The 26,320-nt window shown below is 52.7% G+C and carries 19 protein-coding genes; 12 read left to right on the top strand and 7 right to left on the bottom strand.

Annotated elements, in window-relative coordinates:
• Positions 1-97 precede the first annotated feature (97 nt).
• The 3 genes from spo0A (at position 98) to BN6471_RS02445 (ending at position 2,728) form a co-directional block, all read left to right on the top strand.
• Positions 98-874: a sporulation transcription factor Spo0A gene (spo0A, locus tag BN6471_RS02455; RefSeq protein ID WP_082903288.1), complete on the top strand. Its 777-nt coding sequence runs from the start codon at positions 98-100 to the stop codon at positions 872-874.
• A 450-nt stretch (positions 875-1,324) separates the two neighbouring features.
• Positions 1,325-1,666 carry a PadR family transcriptional regulator gene (locus BN6471_RS02450; protein WP_066645178.1) on the top strand — a complete coding sequence of 114 codons (342 nt, stop codon included), beginning with the start codon at positions 1,325-1,327 and terminating at the stop codon, positions 1,664-1,666.
• A complete protein-coding gene (locus BN6471_RS02445) occupies positions 1,667-2,728 on the top strand; it encodes an HAAS signaling domain-containing protein (protein WP_066645177.1) in 1,062 nt (353 codons plus the stop codon).
• Positions 2,729-2,806: 78 nt separating this feature from the next.
• Here the strand turns inward: BN6471_RS02445 and BN6471_RS02440 are convergent, their stop codons facing one another.
• The 4 genes from BN6471_RS02440 to BN6471_RS02425 all read right to left on the bottom strand — a co-directional run bounded on the left by BN6471_RS02440 (position 2,807) and on the right by BN6471_RS02425 (position 8,709).
• Positions 2,807-4,465 carry a phosphoenolpyruvate carboxykinase (ATP) gene (locus BN6471_RS02440; RefSeq protein ID WP_066645176.1) on the bottom strand — a complete coding sequence of 553 codons (1,659 nt, stop codon included), beginning with the start codon at positions 4,463-4,465 and terminating at the stop codon, positions 2,807-2,809.
• Positions 4,466-4,660: 195 nt separating this feature from the next.
• Complete coding sequence (gene pckA, locus BN6471_RS02435; RefSeq protein WP_066645175.1) at positions 4,661-6,247, bottom strand: phosphoenolpyruvate carboxykinase (ATP); 1,587 nt, start codon at positions 6,245-6,247, stop codon at positions 4,661-4,663.
• Between the two features lie 112 nt (positions 6,248-6,359).
• Positions 6,360-7,205 (bottom strand): 16S rRNA (adenine(1518)-N(6)/adenine(1519)-N(6))-dimethyltransferase RsmA, encoded by an 846-nt coding sequence (rsmA, locus tag BN6471_RS02430; protein WP_066645174.1) that lies wholly within the window; start codon positions 7,203-7,205, stop codon positions 6,360-6,362.
• 64 nt (positions 7,206-7,269) lie between these two features.
• Entirely contained in the window at positions 7,270-8,709 is a 1,440-nt protein-coding gene (locus BN6471_RS02425) for a 3D domain-containing protein (protein ID WP_066645172.1), read from the bottom strand.
• Between the two features lie 299 nt (positions 8,710-9,008).
• Between BN6471_RS02425 and BN6471_RS02420 the strand changes: the two genes are divergently transcribed.
• Together BN6471_RS02420 and BN6471_RS02415 are read left to right on the top strand one after the other, a co-directional pair.
• The gene (locus tag BN6471_RS02420) at positions 9,009-11,147 is read left to right on the top strand and encodes a penicillin-binding transpeptidase domain-containing protein (protein WP_066645170.1); all 2,139 of its coding nucleotides are present in this window, start codon (positions 9,009-9,011) and stop codon (positions 11,145-11,147) included.
• A gap of 24 nt (positions 11,148-11,171) precedes the next feature.
• Entirely contained in the window at positions 11,172-11,801 is a 630-nt protein-coding gene (locus BN6471_RS02415) for an HdeD family acid-resistance protein (protein WP_066645168.1), read from the top strand.
• A 3-nt stretch (positions 11,802-11,804) separates the two neighbouring features.
• On the opposite strand, the gene BN6471_RS02410 is transcribed toward BN6471_RS02415, so the two are convergent.
• Positions 11,805-12,341 carry a DUF2284 domain-containing protein gene (locus BN6471_RS02410; RefSeq protein ID WP_066645162.1) on the bottom strand — a complete coding sequence of 179 codons (537 nt, stop codon included), beginning with the start codon at positions 12,339-12,341 and terminating at the stop codon, positions 11,805-11,807.
• A 208-nt stretch (positions 12,342-12,549) separates the two neighbouring features.
• Entirely contained in the window at positions 12,550-14,925 is a 2,376-nt protein-coding gene (locus BN6471_RS02405) for a glycoside hydrolase family 3 C-terminal domain-containing protein (RefSeq protein WP_066645160.1), read from the bottom strand.
• A gap of 322 nt (positions 14,926-15,247) precedes the next feature.
• On the opposite strand from BN6471_RS02405, the gene BN6471_RS02400 reads away from it, so the two are divergent.
• The 7 genes from BN6471_RS02400 (at position 15,248) to BN6471_RS13065 (ending at position 24,684) form a co-directional block, all read left to right on the top strand.
• Positions 15,248-16,816, top strand: coding sequence for a peptidoglycan-binding protein (locus BN6471_RS02400; protein ID WP_082903284.1), 1,569 nt, complete (start codon positions 15,248-15,250; stop codon positions 16,814-16,816).
• A 327-nt stretch (positions 16,817-17,143) separates the two neighbouring features.
• Positions 17,144-18,526, top strand: a complete 1,383-nt coding sequence (gene tilS / locus BN6471_RS02395; RefSeq protein WP_066645156.1) for a tRNA lysidine(34) synthetase TilS — start codon at positions 17,144-17,146, stop codon at positions 18,524-18,526.
• Complete coding sequence (hpt, locus tag BN6471_RS02390) at positions 18,526-19,074, top strand: hypoxanthine phosphoribosyltransferase (protein ID WP_066645154.1); 549 nt, start codon at positions 18,526-18,528, stop codon at positions 19,072-19,074. The genes tilS and hpt overlap by 1 nt, the downstream gene beginning before the upstream one ends.
• A 97-nt stretch (positions 19,075-19,171) precedes the next feature.
• Complete coding sequence (gene ftsH, locus BN6471_RS02385) at positions 19,172-21,184, top strand: ATP-dependent zinc metalloprotease FtsH (protein WP_407919470.1); 2,013 nt, start codon at positions 19,172-19,174, stop codon at positions 21,182-21,184.
• Positions 21,185-21,330: 146 nt separating this feature from the next.
• Complete coding sequence (locus BN6471_RS02380) at positions 21,331-22,161, top strand: PHP domain-containing protein (RefSeq protein WP_066645150.1); 831 nt, start codon at positions 21,331-21,333, stop codon at positions 22,159-22,161.
• Positions 22,162-22,228: 67 nt separating this feature from the next.
• Positions 22,229-23,254 (top strand): ribose-phosphate diphosphokinase, encoded by a 1,026-nt coding sequence (locus tag BN6471_RS02375; RefSeq protein ID WP_066645148.1) that lies wholly within the window; start codon positions 22,229-22,231, stop codon positions 23,252-23,254.
• A 158-nt stretch (positions 23,255-23,412) separates the two neighbouring features.
• Positions 23,413-24,684 carry a carboxypeptidase-like regulatory domain-containing protein gene (locus BN6471_RS13065; protein ID WP_066645146.1) on the top strand — a complete coding sequence of 424 codons (1,272 nt, stop codon included), beginning with the start codon at positions 23,413-23,415 and terminating at the stop codon, positions 24,682-24,684.
• Positions 24,685-24,739: 55 nt separating this feature from the next.
• Here the strand turns inward: BN6471_RS13065 and BN6471_RS02365 are convergent, their stop codons facing one another.
• Positions 24,740-26,230, bottom strand: a complete 1,491-nt coding sequence (locus tag BN6471_RS02365; RefSeq protein WP_066645144.1) for a phosphohexomutase domain-containing protein — start codon at positions 26,228-26,230, stop codon at positions 24,740-24,742.
• Positions 26,231-26,320: the final 90 nt, after the last annotated feature.

The following is a 26,320-nucleotide window of genomic DNA, read 5'->3' as shown; positions in this document are numbered from 1 at the left end:
AAAAAACTTTTTCAAAATCTGTAATATTTTGACGTTCCCATGAATATATTAATATATAAGTACTTTTTTTAGGGAATTTTTACATGGAGGTAAAGGGATGCTGGAAGCTTTGGACGTATTGATCGTGGAAGATGACCGAAAGACAGCGGAACATTTGGAAAAATATTTAAAAAAACAGGAAGATATCCATCAGGTAGACCAGGTCCAGTCGGCGGAAGAGGCGCTGGAGATGCTGCGGCTCGTACAGTATGACGTCGTAGTCCTCGATTTGGTGATGCCTTCGTGCGACGGGTTTGGCTTTTTGGAACGTATGGCGAATATGCGGGAAGTATCCCATCCGGATGCGATCGTCGTTTCTGCCATCAACAACGAGGAAGTGATCCGCAAAAGCTTTTTGTTGGGCGCCAAATATTATATGATCAAGCCGTTTCAGGAAGAGATCATGTACCGCAGGATCTGGGACGTGGTGCGTTTAAGCCAGCCGGGGGAAAACAAAGACGGGGGAGCGGTGCTCGTGAAGGACAGCGCGGATATCAACCAACGTATTACGGACCTGTTCCTGGCGATCGGCGTACCGCCGCACCTCAAAGGGTACCAGTACTTAAAGGAAGCGGTTCGCCTTGCGGTGGAGGACAGGATGATCGTTTACAGCATTACGAAAAAGCTGTACCCGGAGGTAGCGAAACGGTTCGATGTAACGGCGACCAAGGTGGAGCTGGCGATCCGCCATGCCATCGAAGTGATGTGGGAGCGGGGAAATATGGATGCCCTCGACAAAGCACTGGGATTCCGCGTTAACAGCAGCGGGCATAAGCCTACCAACGGGGAGTTTATCGCCCTGTTGGCGGACAGGCTGCTAAGCCAGGGGGCATAATGGAATATTTATGCATATACACATTTCTGTGCAAATTATTCCAAAATGCATAATTGTGGAGGATGTGGATAAGTCGGTGGATAGCTTGATGAAAAAAAGGCTTAATAAAAGCAATTGTGTATGACTATGTGGATAAGTGGGATAACTTCATGCATATCAGGTCGCATTTTATGAATAAATTATAAAATGCTGAAAAAAAGTGTGAATGTAAAAACTGGATAAAATTTCATTCAGTGTTTTGTAAAAACGCATATAGAGCGACCTTGATGAATATTTATGCAGAAAAATTTTTTGCGTAACAGGTTGCCCCAACAAAAAACAACCCGGAACATAACCCTTCCGGGCTGTTTTTTTATCGAGGAATTTATAGTGAGCGCTTGACAATAGTGTGCGATGTACAGTATAATCCAACTATAGTGTGCGATACACACTATTGGAGGTGACACAGTTATGGATACGCCGGAAGAGATTTTGAACGGGTTGACGCAGGAGCTGCGGCGAGGCACGATCGTGATGTGCGTACTCGCGCAGCTTAAAAAACCGCGCTATGGCTATTCGCTGGTACAGCGCCTGACGCAGGCAGGTATGCCCACGGAGGCGGGCACGCTTTATCCGCTGCTTAGAAGGCTGGAAAAGCAGGGGCTTTTAAAAAGCGAATGGGAAACGGAAGGGGCCAAGCCGCGTAAATATTACGCGATCACGCGGCAGGGGCAGGAAGTGTATGATAAGCTGCTGGCGCAATGGAAAGAGATGACGAAGACCATCGGGAGCATAACAGGGGAGGACGAATAAATGACGACACGGGAAATGATCGACCGGTATATATATGATGTGGTGCGGCGGCTTCCTTCGGCGCAGCGAAAGGACATCAGCCGCGAGCTGCAGGGTTTGATCGACGATATGCTGGAGGAACGGACGGAAAACGGGAAGACGGAACAGGAAAATGCAGAGGACGTATTAAAGGAACTGGGTGCGCCTTCTGCATTGGCGGGAAAATACAGGGACGATAAACAGTACCTCATCGGGCCGGAATATTATGAACAATACTGGTTTGTGTTGAAAATCGTGCTTATCGCGGTGACGGTCGGCATGGCCATCGCTTCCATTGTACAGGGCGCGGCGTGGATGATCGATGCGGCGGGTACTACGCAGGCGCAATTGATCGGCAATACTGCCCTGGGCGTAGGCGAAGCGGCCGCCAATATCATCATGGGACTTGTGCAGGGCTTTGCCTGGGTAACGATCATTTTTGTGATCATCGAACGTTGTTCTCTCAAGGTCAATATAAAAGAGGCGGTGTCGGACGCGTGGAAGCCGCAGGATTTAAAGGACAGGCCGATCCCCACGGAAAAAGCCATGATCAAAAAGGGGGATTCCATCGCGGGCATTGTCTTTACGGTGGCGGTCATTATCCTCTTCAATTTTGTTCCTTACCTGATGAGCTTCTGGCTTACCGATGCAAGCGGCGTCCTGCACTTTGTCCCGCTCTTTAACCTTGGAACCCTGCAGGCTTTCCTGCCGCTGTTCAATATCTGCTTTATCCTTGGCATCATTCGCGAAGTGCTGCGTGTGGCGGTGGGCAGGCACACGCTGTGGCTGGGGATCGTGACAACGGTATTGAATGTGGCGGCGCTGATCATTTCCTGCGCGATCTTCTTCAACCCGGCTATCTGGAACATGGATATGATCAGCCAGGCAGCGGCGATCAACCCGCAGTTCTTTGGCGGCTCCGCAGCTACGCTGAGTACGTTCTTTGGCTACTTCACCCGTTTCTTCGGCTGTATCCTGATCTTTGCCTTTGTACTGGACAGTGCGACCTCGCTTTACAAAGGAATCCGCTATGGGCATGCCTGAGTACTAAGAAAACGGCAATGAAAAACCGACGGGTATATCCCGTCGGTTTTTGTTTTCGCCTTACAGCGGGCTATGGGGTCAGATTTTTTCTGCCTGCTCCACAACTTTTTTGAGTACGTCAAGCGTTTCGCCAGGTAGCTTATTGAATTCGTCCCTGGAGGAGATAAAGTCGATCCTGTCTTTCATACGCGCGACAAGCTGCTTTTTGTATTCCGCATCCTTGAAGTCCGGGTCAAAACCGTCAACGGGCAGATAGCTCATACCGTCGATGTTGCCAAAGGATGTGAAGGCAGCCGTGCCTTCGATGATCGCTTCGAGACTGCCCAGCGTGATTTGGGGCGTAACTTTCTTCTCGCCGAAGTGGCCTGTGTTGAAGATATAGCAATCGAGGCCTTTGTCCGCGAACAGGGAACGGAAACCGACATAGTCGTCCGCCAGCCTGTAGGTACGGAAGGGGTTTGCATACGGCTCGACAACGAGGGCGTCCGGATCGACGCCGGGCGCAAGGCGCTCCGCCGTTGTGCGCTTTGTTGCCAGTGTCGCGCCCATCGTGGAAGCGAGCACCGGATCGTCGATCTTCATGACCGGCGGCAGCGTCGGGTCTTTCATCAGCCAGATGATCGCGTTGGCAGGCTCGTGGAAAACGTCTACCCTGTTCGGGCTCCACAGCTTGGATTTCATCGCGCGGCCGTTGCCGTTGCGGATATCCTCCGTAACGAGGACTTTGTGTCCCTGATCGTCCAGCGTTACACCGTTGTTCTGTACGGTAACGAGGTATTTGTTGTCTTCGGAATCCATCGGATAATCCTGCGTTTTATCAAAGTACGCAGGCTCGAGGGCCACGGAGGAAGCGTCGTTCCTGTCGATGACGAAAGCATCGTCGTGCAGAACTGTAATATCGTATTTCCCGCCGTGGTGTGCGTGCGTGATCGTGGATTTACCGCTGCCGGAAAGGCCGAACACGCCGGCTACGAACTTGCTGCCGTCTTTTAAGTTATAGCGCTTCTGGCCGCCGTGGCAGGAAACGAAACCGTTGCGGTTGGCAACGCCCCAGGCGAGCGTAAGCGTGCCCTTCTTGTGTTCGCCGAAATAGCGCATACCGAGCAGGCAGGCGCAGTTGTGCTCGGGCGCAAAGAACGCGAGCCCCATGGGGAAGTCCGGGTGGGACCACTGCGGGTCGGAGAAGATGTAAAGGTCGCCTTCCGGGATCTCTTTGGATTCACTGTACATTTTGTAGTATTCTTCCGTCAGGTACTGGAAGTTATACAGCCAGGAATACATGATGTTCTCTTCGCCTTCCGGGATGCACAGGTGCGCTTTTACCATAAATTCGGGCGCCAGGCCGATATACGCCTGCGCGTGGTAAAGCGCCCGGTTGCGCGTCTGGTAGATCGCTTCGCGGATGATCGGGCCGAACTTTGCTTCCGTTACGGGGTTGCCGTAATAGTCGTTGCTGCCGAGGATACAGCGCGCCGCCGCTGCGCGTCCGCCGACGTTGCCGTCGTTAAAGAGCAGGATTTTCGCGTCTGCCGGAAGGCCCGTTTTTTCCGGCTCGTAGACCGGAAGATCCGTCACAACGGTACCAGGGGAATCGTAAGCAAGCTTATACGCTTCCTTTAACGATTCTACGGGATAAACGTTGTTGCCGTAAAAGCCCGTTTCAATGATCGTGCGCATAGCCGAGAAATACGTACCCTTTTTGATCTCGCCCCATGCATAGTTTTGTTTTGTTGACATGCCCAAAGCCTCCTAAAATAGTATTCGATAAATGATTTAAAACACACTATGATATATGATAAAGATAAATTTATAACCTATCCCATATTATATTAATTCTATATTAATCCCTTTAAACCTTTATTTATTTCAGAATAATAAAAAAGACGCCGGTCATCATGACCGGCGTCTTTTTGGTGTAATTTTTCCAGGACATCAGCCTCTCGGGCCGGCGTCCGTGATGTTTTTAGGCATGTTCGGGTATTTGGATGAGAAGTTGTCTGCAAACATTTTTGCGAGCTTCTTCGCGGATTCGTCATAAGCGGCTTTATCCTGCCATGTGTCGCGCGGGTTCATGATCTCGTCCGGGACATCCGGGCAGCTTTGCGGAACGTCTACATTGAACACATCGTCATGCTGATACGCTGCTTTTTCCAGTTCGCCGTTCAAAGCTGCGGTGATCATTGCGCGGGTATATTTCAGCTTCATGCGGCTGCCGACCCCATAAGGGCCGCCGGACCAGCCTGTATTGACGAGATATACCTTGGTATTGTACTTTTTGAGGCGTTCGCCCAGCATTTCCGCGTATACGGCGGGGTCAAGAGGCATGAACGGCGCGCCGAAGCAGGTGGAGAAAGTCGGCTGCGGCTCCGTGACGCCGCGCTCCGTACCGGCCAGCTTGGACGTGAAACCCGTTACAAAGTGATACATCGCAGCATTTTCATCCAGTCTGCTGATGGGCGGCAAAACGCCGAATGCGTCGGCTGTCAGGAAGATCATAACTTTCGGTATATCGCCTACGCCCGGGATAGCGGCGTTGGAAATAAAGTCTACCGGATAGCCCACACGGGTATTTTCCGTGAGGCTGCCGTCAAAGAAATCGGGCACGCGCGTCACGGGATCAATGATCACGTTTTCGACAAGGCTGCCGAATTTGATCGCATTGTAAATTTCAGGCTCGCCCTCGGGATCGAGGTTGATTGTTTTTGCGTAACAGCCGCCCTCAAAGTTAAAAATGCCGTGCTCAGACCAGCCGTGCTCGTCATCACCGATGAGTTTGCGGTTCGGGTCGGCGGACAGCGTCGTTTTGCCCGTACCGGAAAGACCGAAGAAAACTGCCGTTTCGCCTGTCTGCGGGTCCATGTTGGCAGAGCAGTGCATGGGCAGGACGTTGCTTTCCTTAGGCATGAGATAGTTCATGACCGAGAATACGCTCTTTTTAATTTCGCCGGCATATTGCGAACCGGCGATGACCACCAGCTTTGCCTCGTAATCAATCATGATTGCGGCTTCGCTGTGTACGCCGTCCACTTCGGGGATACATTTGAAACCGGGCGCGGCGATGATCGTAAAATCCGCCTCGCCGTAGGACGCGAGCTGGTCTGCCGTAGGACGGATCAGAAGCTGGTGAATGAACAGGTTCTCGCTTGCAAGTTCATTGATGATACGGAATTTCTTCGTGTATGCCGGATCGGCGCCTGCAAAACCGTCAAAAATAAAGACTTCGCGGTTCTGAAGGTAAGCGCACAGCTTCTCCTTGATCGCGTCGAATTTCGCTTTTTCGATGGGAACATTGATTTTGCCCCATTTGATGTCATCGTGGATACCGGGGGTATCGACGACGAATTTATCCTCGGGAGAACGCCCCGTGTATTTCCCTGTGGTAACGACGAGCGCGCCTTTGTCACTCAACTGGCCTTCGCCCCTTCTAAGCGCCGCTTCCACGAGCGCCGCGGGGGAGAGGTTGCGCCAAACTGCCGTGGGATTCAAGATCCCTAACTTTTCCAAACCATACGTTTCCATAGTAACCTCCTAAAATCCGATTGTTTTTGTAATAAATGATGATTAAAGTTAATTATACTACGATAGGGAGGATTTGTAAAACAAATTGTGAAAAATATTACAAGAAAAACACTTATTTCTGAAAGAATTCTTTTGCTAAACTGCAAAATTGAACGGGAGTAAGGCTTTGGGCCCGTGTTTTAGGATCGATATTGCAATTTTTTAAAATTGTAATTACAGAGTCTGCGCTGCCGAGCGACTTTAAATTGTTCAGCAGCGTTTTGCGCCGCATGGAAAAAGCGGCGCGCACGATTTTGACATACTTCTCTCGCGGTACGTCGCACAGCGGCTCATCAAGGGAAAAGCGTAGGATGGCAGAGTCTACGTCCGGGGCGGGATAAAAACAATTCCGGGAGACCTCGAAAAGGATTTCCGGACGGCCGTAATACAAACAGGAGGCGGTAAGGGAGCTATAGTCCGTATCCCCGGGCTGGGCGCACAGGCGCTGTGCGACCTCTTTTTGTACCATGGCGGTGATGCTTAGGATGGGGGCCTCGCTTTCCAGGAGCATCATCAGGATTTTGCTGGTGATATAATAGGGAAGGTTCCCGCACACATGGAAGGGCCGCCCGCCAAAATATGTCCGGCATATTTCCTGCAGGTCGCATTTTAAAATATCGCCTTCTATAACCGTGACATTGGAAAAGCCGCTTAGCGTTTTTGAGTGCAGCGCAAGCAGGCCGGTATCGATCTCCACCGAAACAACTTTTTTGGCACGGACGGAAAGCGCGCGCGTAAGCGCGCCGAGGCCGGTGCCGATCTCGAGGACATAATCGCTTTCCGCAAGGCCGATACCGCCCGCGATCTTGCCCACGATATTTTCATCGCACAGAAAATTTTGCCCGAACTTTTTTAGCGGGGACAGGTTATTCTCGCTTAATAACTGTGTGATTTCGCGCGGGGATGTGACGTTTACCATACATGCTCCTTTTTGTTGCAGACAAAAACGGCGGGAAGGATGCTCCCGCCGTTGCAAATTCCCTTTAGCCGATGACGTAAACGGTAACGCCGTGCTTCCGTCCAAAAGCGTTGCAGGCATCATCGTTCGGCTGGTCGCCCATATAGATATCGATGACATTTCCGCCCATACCGCCGCGGTCTTCCACGACGTATTCGCCGTATCCATCGATATAGATCCGCGTGCCGAGCGGAAGCGAGTTGCAGGCAACTGTCCGGCCTGCCGAAGGATACGTGCCGGAGGAAGTTTTACTGCCGCTGTTGCAGTAAGAACAATATGCGGTGAGCTGGAACTTCATGCCCTGCTTGCCGTCGAGGTCGGTATCGCCTTTGTTGCTGCTGCCCGAAGAGCTTCCCTTATTGGAGCTGCTTCCTTTATTGGAAGAGCTGCTGCTGTTTTTCTTTCCGGAACTGCCGGACGTGGACTTCTTGGGCTCTGGCGTCGGCTCTGGCTTTACATAAGTACCGACTTCCATGATTTGGTTAACGGGCTGCTGGATCACGTCTTCCGAAATAGAGTCGCGCGAGATCAGCGCCCCGTTTTTATAAAGCTCTTTGTAAGTGATCTGCAGAACGCCTTCTGCGCCTTCCTGAACGATCTGCGTCTTGCCCTTTTCAAGCTTGTCATTTTCGCGGGTCGTATTTTCAAACGGAATCGGCTGTGTTTCCGTCGTTTCCTGCGTGGTAACGATAATATGGTCGATCACCATACCCGAACGCACAAGTGAATCGGGAGAGGGATAGACCTCGTCGTCCGGCGCAATCACGACGCCCGCTTTATCGAGGGCATCCTGCACGGTATGTCCGGCTACGATGCTGACCTCGATCTCCTGCCCGTTGCTCTTGATTGTCAGGGGCATGGCGCGGTAGATCGTGATGGACTGTCCTTCATAAACGGCGGAAGAAAGATCGGTGGATACGATATCGTCGGAGCCGATCGTAACGCCGTTGTCATCCAAAAATTCCTGTACGGTGCGCGCGCTGGTAGATGCCTGCAATACGCGTCCGTTGTCATTTAGTGTGATTTCTGTCGTGGGTTTGGCAAAGGATGTAGGGATCGCGATACACGAAGTAATCACGATGGCCGCGCAGACGACCGCGATATTGCGGAAAAAATGGTCGCGTATACCGCCGCTGCGCCCACCCGCGTTCCTGCCGCTGCGTCCGCCTGTGAAAACAACACGACCGGAACCGGACGTACTTTGCACAGGATTGGAGGAAGCTGCCGCAGCCGCCCTTTTCCCGCCGCGCTTACGCGAGATTCCCGACGTTTTGGTCGTGGAAAGCGAGGAAAAAATCTCGGCCAGCTTCCCAGGCTTCTTCCGGTTGCGTGCGCGCCTGCTCCTTGAGCCGATCGGGGTCAGGTCTTCATCCGAAAAATTTGGTTTCTGCGTCGTATAAAGAATCCCTTTATATTTCCTGTTAGGATTGATTTCGTCGTCTTTTTTCTTTTTATAAATTGACATGTAAAACCTCCGCAGCCGGCACTGCCATACCGGTACTTATCCGCAGTATATAGCAAAATGGGGAAAAAGTCAATTTTTGCAGACCCAAAAGGAACGTTTTGGAGATGAAAAACAGTGGAAGTGGGGGAGCCGGGGCAGGCCGGAAAAAACGCCGCAGGGCCTGCATCCGGAGGAAAAGCCGGCGCAAGAAAAAAATTGTAAACAAATCGTTATATTTTTGCAAATCATATGAAATAATAGTATAATCATAAGAAAAATCCAGGAGAGAACCGCGTGTATCCCGCGGAGATGGTCTGTTGATGGCAAAAAAAATCCTTATATATATAATGATAGTTATTTTCTCGGCCGGTCTTTGTGCGGGCGCGCTTTTTGGCTGCGCAAAAACGGACGGCGCGCTCAGTACCGGGTATGCTTTTGTGGACGCGCTGGTCAAAAAAAATTATGACGAAGCATACAGCTATGTGTATACGCTGACGTCCGACGTAAAGACAAAGGACGATTTTGTGGCCCGGTTCAATAATATTTACGAAGCGCTGGAGATCACGGATATCAGGCTCGTGGATCGCAGCGTGGAGCAAAAGCCGGATTCCGAAACGGAGTATACGCTTACCTATACCCTCAATATGGCCAGCGGGCTTTTGGGGGAGATAAACTACGAGTACAGCGCGGACATCGTCAAAGGGCCGCAGGGCTATACCGTGCTGTATATGCCCGACCTGATCCTGCCCATGCTGGAAGAGGGCGACAAGGTGCGCGCGGTCACGCAGACGGGGAAGCGCGGCGAGATTTTTTCCGCGGACGGAACTGTGCTGGCGAAAAACGATTATGCGCAGAGCATTTATATCGACTTGGAGAAGGAGCCGGATATCGACGAGGTCAAAAGCTTTTTGCAGTCAAATTACGGGATAGACCCGGAAAAGGTGCAAAAGAAATACGACAACGCGGTAGAAAAGGGTTTTACATCCGAGGTGCTGGCGACCTATCCGAAAGGGACGCTCACGGAGGAGCAAAAACAGGGGATCTCCTCCGTTGCGGGCTTGGGGATCGACGAGACGAAAATGACGCCCGCGCGGTATTATCCATTGAAAGACGATGCGGCGCATATCATCGGGTATCTGGGGTCGCCGGACGAAGACCAAATCAACGAAGAGGCGGGCATCACGGAGAATTCGACAGTCGGTAAGACGGGACTGGAGAGACAGTACGAGGACGTTCTGCGCGGTACGAACGGCAAGGCGGTATATATCGAAGATGACAAGGGAAACCGCAAGGAAACGCTTTATGAGGATGCAAAAACGGACGGCTCGGACGTCACGCTTACGATCGACGCCAAAAAGCAGCAGGACGCTTATACGCTGATGGCGGCAAATATTGCCGAGGGCGACAGCGGCGCGGTGGTCGTGCTGGACTATACGAACGGCGATGTAAAGGCGATGGTATCCTATCCGTCGTTCGATAACAACCTGTTCAACTTTGCGCTTGATGCGGCGGTCGTAGAGCACTACATGGGGGACGACAGCAATTCCCCGATGCTCAACCGTGCGACGCAGTCGGTCTATACGCCGGGATCTACCTTCAAGCCGTTTTCGGCAGCCGCGGCGATGGAAGAGGGAAAATTAACGGACAGTTCGACGCTTCCTTTTACAGAGGAAAAGCGTACTGACGGTACGGTAGGATATACATGGACGCCGGACGTGCCGGGCTGGGTATACCCGCCGATCAATACAAAGGAAATCGCGGGTGGAGACCGTTCGTTTTTATACGCGATGAAATCGTCGGATAATATTTATTTTGCCTACTATGCACTGCAGGTCGGCGTGGATGCCTTCAAAGCTTATATGGAAAGGATCGGGATGGGCGAGGCGCCTGCCTTTGAATTGCCGGTGACGGCATCGAGTATGATCAACGAGGGGTCGGAATTCAGCCTGGATCTGTTGGCGCGTACCGCCTATGGTACAGGCGAGCTGCAAATCAGTCCCCTGCAGGTGGCATGCATGTATACTGCGTTTGAAAACAACGGCAATATGCTGAATCCCACGATCCTGAAAAATATTTCCCATACGGATGAGAACGGCGGCCAGGTCATAGACCAGGAAAGCGAACATACGGTTTTTAAGGAAGCGACGATGTCCGGTTCTACGATCAATATGCAGATGCCGGCCTTAGAAGAGGTCATGAAAACGGGTACGGCGGCGCTTGCCAAGCTCGGCGGAAGGGAAGGCATTTACGGAAAGACGGGAACCGCGCAGTTTGGACCGCAAAATTCGCGGGAATGGAACTGGGTGGTGTCTATCGACCCGCAGACGCAGTGCCTGTACCTGGTGATCGTAGAAACGGATGTTAACGAGGGAAGTAAGCCGAAGCTCAATATTTTGAGCGGGCTTGTGGACGAAAGCAAATATGACCTTGCACTGCAGCAAATGGTGCAGGACAGCTAAAAAGTATATAAAAGGGGTATGGAAATGAAGACACTGATCAGGGTTTTGAAGGTGGTTCTGGGGATCCTTTTGTTCCTGGCCGGTATCCTGCTTTTGACAGCGCCGGTGGTGGGGGCCGTCTTTGTCGTGGGGATCGCGGGTATTGCGATGATGGCAGTAGGCGTGGTGCAGCTGGTCTGCGGATGTTCCCGCAGGAACGCTGAGGGCATTTTTGCGGCGAATATCGTGGTATCTGTTATGAATATCGCGCTGGGCGCGCTGATCTGGATGTTTGCAAGCAGTGTGCTGATCGCATTTTTACCGCTGCTCGTGGGCATTTGGCTGGCGGTGTTCGGCGTGACGCGTATCGTCGAAGGCAATGCGCTCAAAAAACAGCAGGCGCAGAAATGGAAATGGTGTATGGGGATCGGCGTGGTATCGATCGTGGGCGCGGTGCTGCTCATCGTACTGCATTGGGTCGCGGCGATGGATATCATCGGTATCCTGCTGGGGGCGTTTGCCATCATTTATGGGCTCAACGTTTTAAGCGAGGGTGTCGTGAAAGAAAAACCGGTGAGCGCAGGGGAGCGGATAAAAGAGGATGAAGAAATCTCCGAATCCCGGAATGCGGAGTTCCGCAGGTTTGAAGAAAAATTGCATAAGGACGATCAATGATATTCAATAGAGGATGAGGCCGGTATTGGTCACGGTGTTTGTACCATGGATATAGGAAAGGCCTGCCTCCCTGCACAGCTCGGATACGTCTATGCCGCATGCTTCAACGGAAATGATATGCTTTTCGGGAAAGCGGCAGGGCGCGTCGGGATAGCTGCATGCCTCGCACAGGGTGCATTTGCCTGCCCCGAGGACAAGGAAGCCGGACGTTTCCTTTGCAAGGTCGTCCCGGACGGCGTAGGCAATGCGGTTGAAGGCTTCGTTGGAAGCGAGCATGCCTTCAAAATCGAAGGAATCTTCGAGCGTCCCCACGTATTGGAAAACGATGGCGTGGGCAAAGGAGCGCACGCGTTTGGAAAGCGCATGCACATCGCCGCAGCCGGGCGGGCAGCTCCAGTTGGTGCCATAGCAGCCGCATTTGTTCATTTCGCATAATTTGCGCAGCTCCGGGTAAAAACGGATACTGCCGGCCGCGACCGGCGCTGCAAAGTGCGCGCCGTGTTTTTTCAGGGAATGGAGGATATTACTTTCACTGGGCATGGTTAAGGCTCCTATGTGGTGTTCCCTGCGGTATGAGCCGCAGGCTTTTTATTATTATAACACAATACAGATCCGGTACGGACTGCAAGTAAAAGGCCGATGGTACACCATCGGCCTTTTACTGATTGGGGGGTATGTATTGTTTTTGCTGTCGTAACACTAGGTGCCGCGACAGTATATATATAACCGGGTCAAAAGCTTATAAACACTATTTCGATTTTATTTTTCTTTTCCTGCGCTTTCGGCTGGCAGTGATGAAAGCAAGGAGCCCGATCAGTACCTGTCCGTTTGCGATCATCAATACGCCGCGCGCCATGCAGTAGGTCAGCAGCCCGCCCGAAAGCGAAACGAGTACGCGGAAGGGGTTTTGGTCGAGAAGCTGGAGCATGATCTGCTGGCCTAAATAATTATCGCTGACGATATATTTTTTGGCGAACCATTTGGCGACCCGGTGGATCTGGCGCCCGATCGCCGCCGAATCGAAATCGGTGAGCGTCGCGTTGATCGTGAACGGGTGTTTGCTGAATGAGATCTGCGGGATTTTGTCGAACAGGCTGTAAAAAGCGACAGCGTCCCAGTGGCCGTCCGTAGCAAGCGGATATTTGGGCGGCGTCATGCCCCGCGGGATGCTGACCATCGCTTTTAAGCGGATGTCGCGCGAAGACGCGCCGACAAGTACCGTGCAGTCGTCCATGAGCTTCCAGCCGCCGTGGTAAAAGGAAAAATCGCGCTCGGACAGTGTAAAGGACAATTCTTTCGTTTCCCCCGGCTGCAGGAACACTTTGCCGAACGCACACAAATGTTTTTCGGCCGGGCCATGCTCGATATAGACCTGTGCGGCTTCGGCGCCGGCGACTTTTCCCGTGTTGGTCACGGTAAAGGAAAGGGACAGGGACTGGCCTGCCAGCAGCGTATCCCTGGAAAGGCGCAGGTCGGAATAGGAAAACGTCGTATAGGAAAGGCCATAGCCGAACGGAAAGAGCACGTCCATTTTGGCCGCATCGTAATACCGGTAACCGACATAAATACTTTCGCGGTACTCCACATTGTGCCTGTCGTCCGAGAAGAAACGGTAGGAAGGCGTGTCGCTCAAATGGATAGGATAGGTTTCCGCCAGCTTTCCGCTTGGGTTTACGGCGCCTGTCAGCAACTGCGCCGCCGCCGAAGCCGAAGCTTCGCCGCCGAGGTAGCAGTGCAAAAGGGAGGTAACGCAGCCAATCCACGGCATTTCCACGGGTGCGCCGCCGCACAGAAGGACTACGACAGGCTTGGTGGCAGCGACCTGCTCGATGAGCTCCGCCTGGTTTTGCGGGATGCAGATATGCGTCCGGTCGATCCCTTCCATTTCGTAGTGCGCAGGTAAGCCCGCAAAGATGACCGCAACGTCTGCTTCGTCCGCGACCCGTTTGGCGTCGGTGAGGAGCGATTCGTCCGTTTCATCCTTCGTGCTGTCATACCCCTTGCTGTAGATGAAATGGATCCCGTACTTCGGAAATTCCTCGAGCGCGGTCTCAAGCTGGAGCGGATTGATCATTGAGCTGCCCGCGCCCTGGTATCTTGGCTTTTCGGCAAATTCGCCGAGCAGGGCGACCTTGGTTCCCGGTTTTAAAGGAAGGAGGCCGTTTTCGTTCTTCAGCAGGACGGCGCTGCTTGCGGCGGCCTCCCGCGCGATCTCATGGTTTTTCTGTGCGTCATATGTATAGGGTTTGCTTTTTTCTGCTTCACAGCGGAAAACAAAGGAAAGGACGCGCCGTACGCAGGCATCGAGCGCCTGCTGGTCAAGCGTACCTTTCGCAACGCTGCGCATGATACGTTCCGTATTTTCTTCGCCGGAATAGGGCATCTCCAGATCCATGCCGGCGGCGATCCCCTTTTCGCGGTTATAGCAAGCGCCCCAGTCGGAAACGACGAGGCCGTCAAAGCCCCAGTCCTCGCGCAGGATCCCGGCGATCAGCTCTTTCTTTTCCCCGCAGTAATCACCGTTCAGCATATTGTATGCGCTCATGACGGCATAGGGCCTGGCCGTTTTGATGGCGCGCTCGAACCCCTGCAGGTAGATTTCGTGCAACGCGCGTTCGTCCACGATGGAATTGGACACCATGCGGAAATACTCGCGGTTGTTGGCGGCAAAGTGCTTAATACATGCGCCTGTGCCCGTACTTTGTATGCCCTTGATCATCTGTGCGCCGAGGTCGCCGGACAGGATGGGGTCTTCGGAGAAATACTCAAAGTTACGCCCGCAAAGCGGGGAACGCTTGATATTGATGCCCGGCCCCAAAACAAGCGATACGCCCTGGTCGCGCGCCTCGCTTCCCAGTGCCTCGCCTACGCGGTACAGAAGGTCTTTGTCCCACGAGCAGGCTGTCGTTGCCGCAGGCGGAAAACAGGTTGCGGGAACGGAAGATTCCAGCATGGCGCTCTCTTTGTCGTACTGTTTGCGCAGGCCGTGCGGGCCGTCCGTCATCAAGGCCTCGGGAACGCCGAGAGAGGCGATGGGGAAAGTGTTCCAGGCGTTGAGCCCGGAACAAAGATCTGCTTTTTGTTCCAATGTCAGTTGGGAAAGGATATCCTCGATCTGATTCATACATATACCTCTTGGGAATACTTTATATAACATATAACCAAATATAGGGACTGATATTACAATTCCAGGCACGATTTCCGTGCTTTTGCATGTGTTGTGGGAGCAAGACCATTATACCACAGATCGGTATGGCGGCATAGACGAGGGACGGGATGTCATAAAATGGTAAGAAATATTAAAATAAAATGCAAATTTACCCATTTGAACGCGGTTCACAGAGGATAAAAAGACTAAATATTACAGAAATATTAAATAAAATATAGACAATTGAGATAAATAGGTGTATAATCCGTATTAAACTTGTAACAGAAAAGGAGTTTTTATGAAACAGATTTTTAGGAGGTTCAAGTCTGCCGTTGGATTTCGCAGGCGCGGAGCTTCAGTGTACAAGGGACATACATCTTCGGTTGTACATCGTTACAGGGCAAGAAAGAAAAAGCAGTTTTTGATTGCTGTCGGCGTTGTGGCGGCGGCGGTCATGGTCCCGATCCTGGCGACAGCGGCTTACGGCGACGAGATATTCCATGCGCCGGAAGTAGTGGAACAGGTACAACAGGCGCAGGAAACGCAAATACCTTCTGTGGAACCGACACCCACACCTACGCTGGCGGTTGAGCCGGGTCTTGTATTTGAAGGTACGCAAGGCGAAGAACCAACGGATGATTCCAGCGTACAGGCGCAGGGAGAAACGGAAGCGGTAAGCCAGCCTACGCCTGCCCCCGAGGAAGCGATAGCCCCTGAGGCGGCGCCGTCAGCGGAAGAAACGCCGTCAGCGGAAACGACCCAGGCCCCGGAAGCGACGCAGGCGCCGGAAGAAACACCGGCCCAGGCGCCGGAGGAAACACCGGCGGCAGAAGAAACGCAGGCGCCGGAGGCGACCCAGGCTCCGGAAGCGACGCCGGCAGCGGAAGAAACACCGGCCCAGGCACCAGAGGCGACGCAGACGCCTGAGCAGACGCAGGCACCGGCAGCGGAACAGCAGGCACCCGCAGCAGAACAGGCAGCCGCGGCAGCGCCTGTGCAGAACGAAAGGCAGAAGTTGTACACCGGGGATATCCAGCCGGAAACAACGGATCCGCTGATCGCTACGCTCCAGTCACGCCTGATGGAGCTGCATTATATGGACGAGGACGAGCCGACTGAGTTCTTTGGCCCCCTTACCAAGCAGGCAGTGAGCTATTTTCAACGTAAACATGGCCTTGAGGTAACAGGCGTAGCCACTTACGATACGCTGCAGGCGCTGTTTGCAGATGACGCAAAGCCTTACACGGTAATGATCGGCGCAAGCGGCACAGATGTGGAAGAGATCCAGAAGAGGCTGGACAGCTTGGGCTATGATGTGAGCGCGACCGGGTATTTTGGTACGGACACGGAAGGAGCGGTAAAGGCCTTCCAGAAAAACAACGAACTGGGGATCGACGGGAACGTCGGATATTACACAAAAGAGGCGCTTTATTCCTCCGATGCGATCACGGCTTCGGGAGAAGAAGCAGGCAGCTCGCGTTCGGGGGATTCTGACGAAAGCGCATCGTCTTCTACACTGGAGAGATTCATCGACGTGCTGGAAGACCAGCTGGGGAAACCTTATGTGCTGGGCGCGAAAGGGCCGAACGCATTCGATTGCTCGGGGCTCATATACTATGCCCTGAACCAGGCGGGATATGACATCGACTATATGACGTCGGCAGGCTGGAGAAGCTCTGGTTTTACAACGATCAAGAGCATCGGCGACCTGCAGCGCGGCGACATCATCTGCATGAGCGGACATGTTGCGGTCTACATGGGCGACGGCACGGTGATCGACGCATCTTCGAGCCAGAACGCGATGATGCACAGGGATTTCGGTTCGTGGTTTAAGAATGGGTTTATCCACGCGAAACGGGTATTCTAAACAGGTAACGAAAAAACGGCATGGCAAACGCTATGCCGTTTTTGTTTTGTGGATCGGACGCCGTATCAACATTTGCTGATTGCGTTTACCAGGAAAAATCGGTTTCCAAAGCGGGAACGCGAAGGGAAACAACCGCTGGTAAAGTGCGCCCGCGGGGTAGCAGCATGTTCCGCCCGCGAAGAAAGCGGAGCGGACAAACATAGTGTTCATGTTGTGTTCATATGGAAAGCATACAATATATTCTGTAGAAATGACGCGGTTTCCCTGATAAATACGGTTGTAAAGTTGGCTTTTACAGTATATTATATATAGTAGGGAAATTTTGACATGGAAAAGATTGTACGGGAGTTTATACAAGAAAACAACCTGATCGAAGCAGGACAGACCGTTGGTGTGGCTGTATCGGGAGGACCGGACTCCATGGCGCTGCTGTCTTGCCTTTGTTTCCTTGCGCCTCTCGCTTTTTTTTCTGTGGTGTGCGTGCACTTTGAACATGGGATCCGCGGGCAGGAATCTTTAGATGACGCGGATTTCGTCAGCCGTTACTGTGCAGAGCACAACATACCGTTTTACATGAGTGCGGCGGATGTTCCGTCCCTTGCGGAAGAATGGCATATGGGCAAGCAAAGCGCGGCCAAACGTGCACGGGAGGAGTACTTTAAAAGCCTCATTCAAAACGGCGACGTGGATGTGATCGCAACAGCGCATCATTTGGACGACAACGCGGAAAGCGTGCTCATGCATATCCTGCGGGGAAGCGGCACGGACGGGCTGCGGGGCATCCATCCCCAAAATGGGCCGATGATCCGCCCGCTGTTATGCGTGACAAGGCAGCAGATCCTTGCGTACCTGGAGGAAAAAGAGATCGGGTATGTGACGGACAGGACGAACGGGGAAAACGAGTATACCCGGAATTTTATCAGGAATGTGCTTATGCCGCAGCTTAGGGATCGCATCAACCCGGATGTTGCGGGGGCGCTGAACCGCTTGAGCGTGATCGCGGAATACGACGCAGGGTTCATACGCGGGGAAGCGGAAAAGGAATTTGGGAATTGTGCGCAAGTCTTGAACGGAAGTGTGGAGATCGATATTGAAGCATTAAGCCGCCTGAGCAAAGCAGTCCGCTGCAGGATCGTGCGGCTGGCGTGCGAGAGGCTGCATATTACGCAGGATGTGGAAAATGCCCACGTGCTTTGCGTGCTTGCGCTGGCGGAAAGAAACAGGACGGGCGCGCGGGCGAATCTTTCAAACAACCTGTATGCGGCTGTGGAATATGGAAAGCTGCTGATCGGGTTTTCTGCCCGGGAGGCGGATGTGAGCTTCTGTATGCCCTTTGATTTTGAAGCGGCGAACGAACTGCCGGACGGCAGCAGGATAATATGCGGTGAGGTATACGAATGCGACTATGAAAACAGCGACCCGGACGTCGCTTATGTGGATGCGGACAAGCTGCCGCAGAGGTTGATGCTCCGGACGCGGTACCGCGGAGATACGATACATCCGCTGGGCGCGCCGGGGAAAAAGAAGCTGAAGGATTATTTTATCGACAAGAAGCTGCCCCGCCAGGAGCGCGAAAGGACGCCGCTCTTAGCGGACGGAAGCCGGATCATTTGGGCGGCCGGGCATGTGATAGATGATGAATGCCGCGTAACAGGGGATACAACGCGCATTTACTGTTTGAAATATACAAAAAAGCAGGAGGATGCATAATGGAGCATTATGTAGAGAGGGACATTGAAAGCGTTCTGCTTTCCAAAGAGAAGATCGCAGAGCGGGTAATGGAGCTGGGGGAACAGATATCCAAGGATTATGAAGGGAAAGATTTTATCGCGGTCGGCATTTTGCGCGGCAGCGTCGTGTTTTTTTCGGATTTGATGCGCCAAATCAAAATCCCGATGGAAATTGATTTTATGGCAGTTTCAAGCTACGGACAGGGCAGTTCTTCCACGGGCAGCGTACAGATCAAGTACGATATGCAAGAGGACATCCGCGGAAAGCATTTGCTGATCATTGAAGACATCATCGATTCCGGATGGACGCTTAAAAACCTGACAAAGCTTTTACACGGCCGCCAGCCGGCAAGTATCGAGATATGCTGTCTTCTTAATAAGCAGGACAGGCGCGAGGTAGAAGTCCCGGTGAAGTATATCGGGTTTGATATCCCGGATGAATTCGTGGTGGGATATGGCCTCGATTATGCGGCAAAATACAGGAATTATGAAAGCGTGGGCATTTTGAAACGCAGCGTTTACGAATAAGCTGGTTGTTTGAAAAGGCATCTGCGTTGGTAAAAATATAAAGTAAGTAATTTTGGGGGTTATACTCAATAAGCAGTGGATGCCCCAAGGCAGGAGGATAGAAAGTTTGGCAAAATTTTTCAGAGGGCCGTTTATCTATATATTGATTATTGTTGTCATCATTATAGCGGCACAGTTTCTGGGCAACCCGGAAACCTCAACGGTAGAAGAGTTGCAGTATTATCAGTTTTTGGATAAGGTAGCTGCAAAAGATGTAAAGGATGTTGCGATCCAGGACCGGACGCTTGTTGGACGTACCAACGATACCAAGGTCACGGATGAGAATTTCCCACGGGAATATGATTTTTCGACGACAATCCCCGAATCGATCGGGCAGTTCAACCAGGATATCGCGCAGGTAACGGGAAGCTCGAACCCTACGGACTATGGGTTTCAGCTTAACTATGTCCCGACGCCGGAACCGAATATATTCCTGCAGTTCCTGCCGTACCTGATCCTGATCGTATTGTTCTTAGTGTTGTGGATGGTTATCATCCGCCGCGCCCAAGGCGGCGCGGGCGGCACGGGCAGCGCGATGTCGTTTGGCAAGAGCAAGGCGAGGATGACGGACGGCGGCGAAACGCATAAGACGTTCGCGGACGTTGCCGGTGCGGATGAAGAAAAAGAAGAACTGGTGGAGATCGTCCAGTTCCTGAAGAACCCGGCGCGGTTTAAGGAGCTGGGGGCGCGGATCCCAAAGGGCGTTTTGCTGGTAGGCCCTCCCGGCGGCGGTAAAACGTTGCTCGCCAAAGCGGTGGCCGGCGAAGCAAAGGTGCCGTTCTTCTCGATCAGCGGTTCTGATTTTGTGGAAATGTTCGTAGGCGTGGGCGCATCGCGCGTACGCGACCTGTTTGAAAATGCGAAGAAGAACGCACCGTGTATCGTGTTCATCGACGAAATCGACGCGGTCGGGCGCCAGAGGGGCGCAGGCCTGGGCGGCGGCCACGACGAGCGTGAGCAGACCTTAAACCAGCTGCTCGTCGAGATGGATGGATTTGAAGTGAACGAAGGCATTATCGTGATGGCGGCGACGAACAGGAAAGATATCCTTGACCCGGCGCTTTTGAGGGCGGGACGCTTTGACAGGCAGATCATCGTCAACTACCCGGACGTAAAGGGCAGGGAAGATATCCTGAAGGTGCACGCAAAGGGCAAACCGTTCGAGAGCGATGTGGACTTTAAGGTGATCGCGAGGAGGACGCCGGGCTTTATCGGCGCGGATCTTGAGAACGTACTCAACGAAGCGGCGATTTTGGCTGCGCGCCGGCGCAAGAAAAAGATCGGTATGCCGGAAATCGAGGAAGCGATCACGCGCGTGATCGCGGGGCCGGAAAAGAAGAGCCGTGTCATGACGGAAGCCGACAAGCGGTGCACGGCTTACCATGAAGTAGGACACGCGATTTTGGCGCATGTGCTCGACAAGACAGACCCGGTGCACGAGGTATCCATTATCCCGCGCGGCATGGCGGCCGGTTATACGATGACATTGCCCGAAGAAGATAAGCAGCACGTTTTCAAGAGCAAGCTTGTGGACGAGATCACGATGATGCTGGGCGGGCGTGTGGCGGAAGCGCTGACCTTAAAGGATGTTTCCACCGGCGCGATCAGCGATTTGCAGCGGGCGACGGAAACGGCAAAGGATATGGTTATGAAATATGGCATGAGCGACGAGCTGGGGCCGGTATTTTTAGCCTCCGGGCACGAGGTGTTCCTCGGCAAAGACTTTGGACAGACGCCTGAATATTCGGAAACGACGGCAGCCAAGATCGATGCGGAAGTGACGAAGATCGTGGAAGGCGCATATGGGCGTGCAAAGGAGATCCTGAGCACGAACCTAAAGAAGCTGATCAACATCGGCGAAGTGCTGATGCGCAAAGAAAAGCTGACGGGCGAAGAGTTCAAACGCCTGTTCGAGGATGAGATCGACGTCGATGACCCGGAAGCATGGACGGTCGAGGAGAAAAAGGATACGGAAAAAGAACCGGAGCCGATCTCCCCGCCGGATCAGCCGATAGACGCGGAAGCGGTGGAAACGATCATTGTAACTCCGCCCAAGCCGGAAGACACATGAAATGCGAAAATCAATAGAGCCAAAGGCGGCAATTGATTTTATGCAGTTCAGCGGTTTCGTCTTGCGGAGCAAAACGGAACTTCCTTAAATACAAATAATAGGAGCGCGATACGTCGCGCTTTCCTATTTTTTCATGGAGTAAACAAATGCTTGATTTACATATGCACTCAACAGCGTCGGACGGTACGGATACGCCGAGGGAGATCGTCACGAAGTGCGCAAAACTAAGACTGGAGCTTTCCGCGATCACGGATCATGATACGATCGATGCGCAAAGAGAAGCGATCGATACGGCAAAAGCACATAAGATACGCTATATTACGGGGGTGGAAATTTCCGTGCGGCACTTAGGGGAGCTTCACCTTCTGGGCTACGGCGTGGATATTGAAAACGAGGCGCTCAAAACAATGATGGAGGATCTGCGTACTTCGCGCGTCGAACGTGTATACGCGATCATCAAGGCTTTAAAAGAACACAACATCAATATTACCTTTGAGGATGTGGAGCGCTTTGCGGGCGGCAATACGCTGGGAAGGCCGCACGTTGCGCTTGCGCTCATTGAAAAGGGGTATGCGGGCGATTTGCAGGATGCGTTCGTCAAATACCTGAACGAAAACGGGCTTTGCTATGTGCAGAGGCGCAAGCTCAATATGCAGCAAGCCCTGGACCTGATCCTGGACGCGGGCGGCGTGCCTGTGCTGGCGCACCCCAAGTTTGTGAAAACGGACGATATCGCTTCGCTGGTCGCGGATATGAAAACATTAGGCCTTCAGGGCATTGAAGCATATTATCCCGCGCATACGGACGCGGAAGTGAAGAAGTACCTGGATATCGCACAGGCAAACGACCTGCTGGTAACGCAGGGCAGCGATTACCACGGGAAAATGCGCCCGTACGCGGCGATCGCGTGCGAAAAACGTACGGGCGAAAGACTCACGGATTCCATCAAATTTTTAATCCAAAACTATGCAATTTGATTGAAAAGGCATAGGGCGGGTGCTATAATAAACATATAATCACATGAAACAAGGATGGTATGATTTTATGCTTAGTGGTAATCCGGATATCAAGATCTTCGCAGGCTCCTCTGGTCTCCCTTTCGCAAAGAAAATGTGCAATTACCTGGGGGCGGAGTTGGGCGCTTCCGAGGTTATACATTTTTCCGACGGAAATATTTTTATACGTATCAAAGAAACGGTACGTGACAAAGACGTTTATGTGGTGCTCCCTATCGGTTTGGATCCAAACAACGAGTTAGTGGAGCTTTTATTTTGGATGGACTCTTTCAAACGCGCAAGCGCAAGCTCGGTCACGGCAATCGTCCCCTACTATGGCTATGCCAAAGGCGACAAGAAGGACGAACCGAGGGTGTCGATCCGCGCACGGGTATGCGCCGACTGCCTTGAGACGGCGGGCGCTGACCGCGTGATTACGATGGACCTGCACAGTGCGCAGGTGCAGGGCTTTTTCAAGATCCCGGTGGATCACCTTCGTTCCCTGCCGATCCTTTGCGAATACATCAAGGGCATGGACATCATGGAAGACGCGGTGGTCGTTTCCCCGGACGCGGGCTTTGCTAAGATGGCCAGGAAGTATGCGGATTATTTGGGCGTTCCGGTCGCGATCGGCGATAAAACGCGCAGCGGCCATGACGAAAACGCACAGATTCTGGAACTGATCGGTAATGTGGAAGGCAAAAACTGCATCATCGTGGACGATTTCTCCATTTCCGGCGGCACGCTCGTCGATGTGGCGCATATGCTGAAAGCGCGCGGCGCAAAGCGCATCGTTTCCTGCCTTGCGCATATCATGCTGCGTGAAAAGGGCGTAAAGGCGATCAACGACAGCCCGATCGAATATGTCATTTCGACGGACAGTGTGGAAAATCCGTTTATTGTCGGACACCAGAAGTTCCTCACGGTTTCCGTTGCCCCGCTCTTTGCAGAAGCGGTGTACAGGATCCATGAGCGTGAATCGGTGAGCACGCTGTTCTCGGCAGTGCCGGAGAAGATCAAAGAGGATATCCCGGATGCGCCGTGTGCATGCGTATGCGCGTGCGAAGAAGACTAAGCTGTTTTTCGGATATAAAATCCCTGTTTTCAAAAAACAGGGATTTTTTTGAAGAATGGGATTGGGAACGTAAAATTGCGTTTAGGAACATTTGTATGATAGAATACGTCTAATGGTTGTCATGATCAATACGGAATCATAGTTATGAGGTGAACTGAATGAAACAGACAAAGAAAATATTGGGGATTCTTCTGGCAGTCGTGCTGATGCTTGCCATGTTCGCACCGGTAGCGTTTGCAGAAACGGAAGACCCGCAGCCTACGGATACAGTGGAGCCGACAGCGACGCCCACGGCAACGCCGACTCCTACGCCTACGCCGACAGCGACGCCCACACCCACACAAAAACCGACGGCAACGCCAACGGCGACACCGACAGCGACGCCTGCGCCTACACCGTCCGAAGAGCCGACCCCGGAACCGTCGGAAGAACAGGACATCAATCTGACGATCTATGTATATACGCAGGAAGGACAGGGCGCGGACGGTTATACCGTCATCATAGATAAAAGTTCGCAGACGGCAAATAAAGACGGTATGGTAACATTTCCCGGCGTCACGGTGGAAGAACACAACATTTCCGTCAAAGATGCGAATGGAAAGCTTTCCACAGGGATGCTTCACCTGTCGCGCGGAAATACGACGGGCATTACGGAACAGGCCATGGGTGGAAAATACAGTATTTCTGTCGGACAGGACGTGACCAACCTGTATCTGGGCGCGGTCTACGTGCCGGAAGAAGCGTTGCAGATCTATTCCGCGGGCACATCGAAGCCCAATCCGCCCGAGGCGGCAGCTACGCCTACTCCCGCGACGGGAAGCTTCAACGTTACAGCGAATTTTAAAGATTCCTCGGACAAGGCGATCGGCGGCGTTACCGTGACGGTAACGGAAAGCGAGCTGCCTACGCCTTCGGTCGGCGCGACAGGAGCGGATGGGAAGTTCGTTTTCAACAACGCGGCGTTCAAGACATATGTTTGGACGATCCTCGCGCCAAACGCGGAAGCGGACAGCGCAACGGTGCTGAATATCGAGTTCCGCCAGGGCACGCAGACAAAGATCGCTGAAACGACAAGCGACGGGTATGTGGTGGAAATGTCCGCGGCGGCAAAAGACCTGTACATGGATTTCAAGCAGGACGCCAGCGGCAAATTTGTACTGGACAAGGTTTCAGACCAGGCGTCAAGCGGCATCAGCTCCATGCTTGTGGGCATCATTGCCATGATCGTGATCATTGTGGTGGTCGTGGTCATCATCGTACTGGTGAACCGCAGCAGGAAGAAGAAAAAAGCATACCAGGTAAAACAGAACGAATTCCGCGGCAGGGAAAAGGAATTTGAAGAATCCAAAGCGGATGCAAAGATGAAGGAACAGGAAGGCCCAAAACGAACGGGCGGAGCCAATAAATTTGACGACAGGTCAAGATTCTAAGGTTTTAGACATGAAAAAGGGCGGTGCATATGTACCGCCCTTTTATGATTGTTTTTTATACGCCCAGGTAATTTTTGACCGGGGACAGGTCAAGCTTATCGTATTGCTTTAAAAACGCATACAGCTTTTCCGTGATGATGCGTGCGCCGCCCTTCTCGTCGCTCTCCACATTGACGGGGATGAGCGGGTCGTGCAGGGACAATCGGACGAGGAACCAGCCGTCGCCATGATCCTTGTCAAAGGAAACGCGGATGCCCTCGTGGTTGTCCGGTGCGATCCGGAAGGAGGGTTCCTTTTCCGCATATGCCGTTAAGTCCGCGATCAGACGGTTGCCATATGCCTTGAAATCCTCCTCGCCGATATTCAGGCGGAATTCCTCGCTTTCCACCGGTTCTTTCAGGTCGGCAATCAGGTCAGAGATACTGTGCCCATCCTTTTTGAGTTTTGCCAGCTCGATCAGCAGGCGCGTTACCAGGTAGGCGCCGTCATCGAGAAAGTAATTTTCTTTGAGTGCCGCGTGGCCGGAGGTCTCGATCGCGAGCTGGGAATCCGTTCCGCTTTCATTTAAGCGGATGGATTCGTTGATCACGTTTTTATAGCCGCGTTTAAAACGATGGTGCGCGCCGCCGTGCGCTTTGATGAACTGCGCAAGCCCGCTCGAAGTGATGGAATCCGTCACGATGGTCGTGCCGGGGAATTCCTTTAACAGGATAGCGGATATGGCCGCGATCAGGCGGTTTTTGTTGAGCACGCTGCCGCCTTTGTCGACTGCGCCGGCGCGGTCGACGTCCGTATCAAAGATCAGGCCGAAATCTGCGTTTGTCTTTTTGACGGCGCCTACGATGCTGTCCATGGCCTTCTGGTCTTCCGGATTGGGGACATGGTTGGGAAACGTACCGTCCGGTTCCAAAAATTGGCTGCCGTCAGTATCCGCGCCGAGGGGCTTTAAGACCTTGTCTACATAAAAACCGCCCGCCCCGTTTCCGGCGTCCACGATGATTTTAAAACCTGCAAAGGGCTTGTCTTTGCCTGTGGCATCGCGGATCTTGTCGGCAAGGATCTTTGCATATACGCTCATGAAATCCGCTTGTGTCACGCTGCCGCTGTTGTCGCCGTCCTTTGCCGTATCGGCGATGCGGATGAGCTCCGCAATATCCTCTTTTTCAAGTCCCCCCTGCCTGGTAAAAAACTTGAGGCCGTTGCGGTTTGCGGGCAGGTGGCTTGCTGTGACCATCACCGAACCGTCGCATAAAAAGCCGTCGGTAACGGTGGTCATGAACATAGCGGGCGTAGAAGCCATGCCGCAGTCCACAACATCGGCGCCTGCGCTTACAAAGCCTTCGATACACGCCTTTTTTAAGTCGGGGCCGGTGACGCGCGAATCCGTACCGATGGCGATTTTAGGCTTTTGAGCGCCCGTTTTTTGTTTGAGCCATGAGGCGAACGCAAGCGACAAGTCGCGTGCGGCCTGCGCCGTCAGGCTGGTACCTTCCCCCAGGGCGATACCGCGTATGTCGCTGCCGTTTTGCAGTTTGCGATAATCCATAATGAATGTCTCCTCCCATATGGTAAAATAAAAAAATCTTTGTTGATACGTTTTATTGTAACTGGTATCGGCGGGTAGTTCAAGAGAGAG

Source organism: Christensenella timonensis (assembly GCF_900087015.1).
Taxonomy (GTDB): domain Bacteria; phylum Bacillota; class Clostridia; order Christensenellales; family Christensenellaceae; genus Christensenella; species Christensenella timonensis.
This window is presented reverse-complemented; position numbering and strand designations above follow the sequence as displayed.

Coding starts and splice junctions, on each gene's coding strand:
- spo0A (WP_082903288.1), top strand. CDS start 98: ATGCTGGAAGCTTTGGACGTATTGATCGTGGAAGATGACCGAAAGACA.
- BN6471_RS02450 (WP_066645178.1), top strand. CDS start 1,325: ATGGATACGCCGGAAGAGATTTTGAACGGGTTGACGCAGGAGCTGCGG.
- BN6471_RS02445 (WP_066645177.1), top strand. CDS start 1,667: ATGACGACACGGGAAATGATCGACCGGTATATATATGATGTGGTGCGG.
- BN6471_RS02440 (WP_066645176.1), bottom strand. CDS start 4,465: ATGTCAACAAAACAAAACTATGCATGGGGCGAGATCAAAAAGGGTACG.
- pckA (WP_066645175.1), bottom strand. CDS start 6,247: ATGGAAACGTATGGTTTGGAAAAGTTAGGGATCTTGAATCCCACGGCA.
- rsmA (WP_066645174.1), bottom strand. CDS start 7,205: ATGGTAAACGTCACATCCCCGCGCGAAATCACACAGTTATTAAGCGAG.
- BN6471_RS02425 (WP_066645172.1), bottom strand. CDS start 8,709: ATGTCAATTTATAAAAAGAAAAAAGACGACGAAATCAATCCTAACAGG.
- BN6471_RS02420 (WP_066645170.1), top strand. CDS start 9,009: ATGGCAAAAAAAATCCTTATATATATAATGATAGTTATTTTCTCGGCC.
- BN6471_RS02415 (WP_066645168.1), top strand. CDS start 11,172: ATGAAGACACTGATCAGGGTTTTGAAGGTGGTTCTGGGGATCCTTTTG.
- BN6471_RS02410 (WP_066645162.1), bottom strand. CDS start 12,341: ATGCCCAGTGAAAGTAATATCCTCCATTCCCTGAAAAAACACGGCGCG.
- BN6471_RS02405 (WP_066645160.1), bottom strand. CDS start 14,925: ATGAATCAGATCGAGGATATCCTTTCCCAACTGACATTGGAACAAAAA.
- BN6471_RS02400 (WP_082903284.1), top strand. CDS start 15,248: ATGAAACAGATTTTTAGGAGGTTCAAGTCTGCCGTTGGATTTCGCAGG.
- tilS (WP_066645156.1), top strand. CDS start 17,144: ATGGAAAAGATTGTACGGGAGTTTATACAAGAAAACAACCTGATCGAA.
- hpt (WP_066645154.1), top strand. CDS start 18,526: ATGGAGCATTATGTAGAGAGGGACATTGAAAGCGTTCTGCTTTCCAAA.
- BN6471_RS02380 (WP_066645150.1), top strand. CDS start 21,331: ATGCTTGATTTACATATGCACTCAACAGCGTCGGACGGTACGGATACG.
- BN6471_RS02375 (WP_066645148.1), top strand. CDS start 22,229: ATGCTTAGTGGTAATCCGGATATCAAGATCTTCGCAGGCTCCTCTGGT.
- BN6471_RS13065 (WP_066645146.1), top strand. CDS start 23,413: ATGAAACAGACAAAGAAAATATTGGGGATTCTTCTGGCAGTCGTGCTG.
- BN6471_RS02365 (WP_066645144.1), bottom strand. CDS start 26,230: ATGGATTATCGCAAACTGCAAAACGGCAGCGACATACGCGGTATCGCC.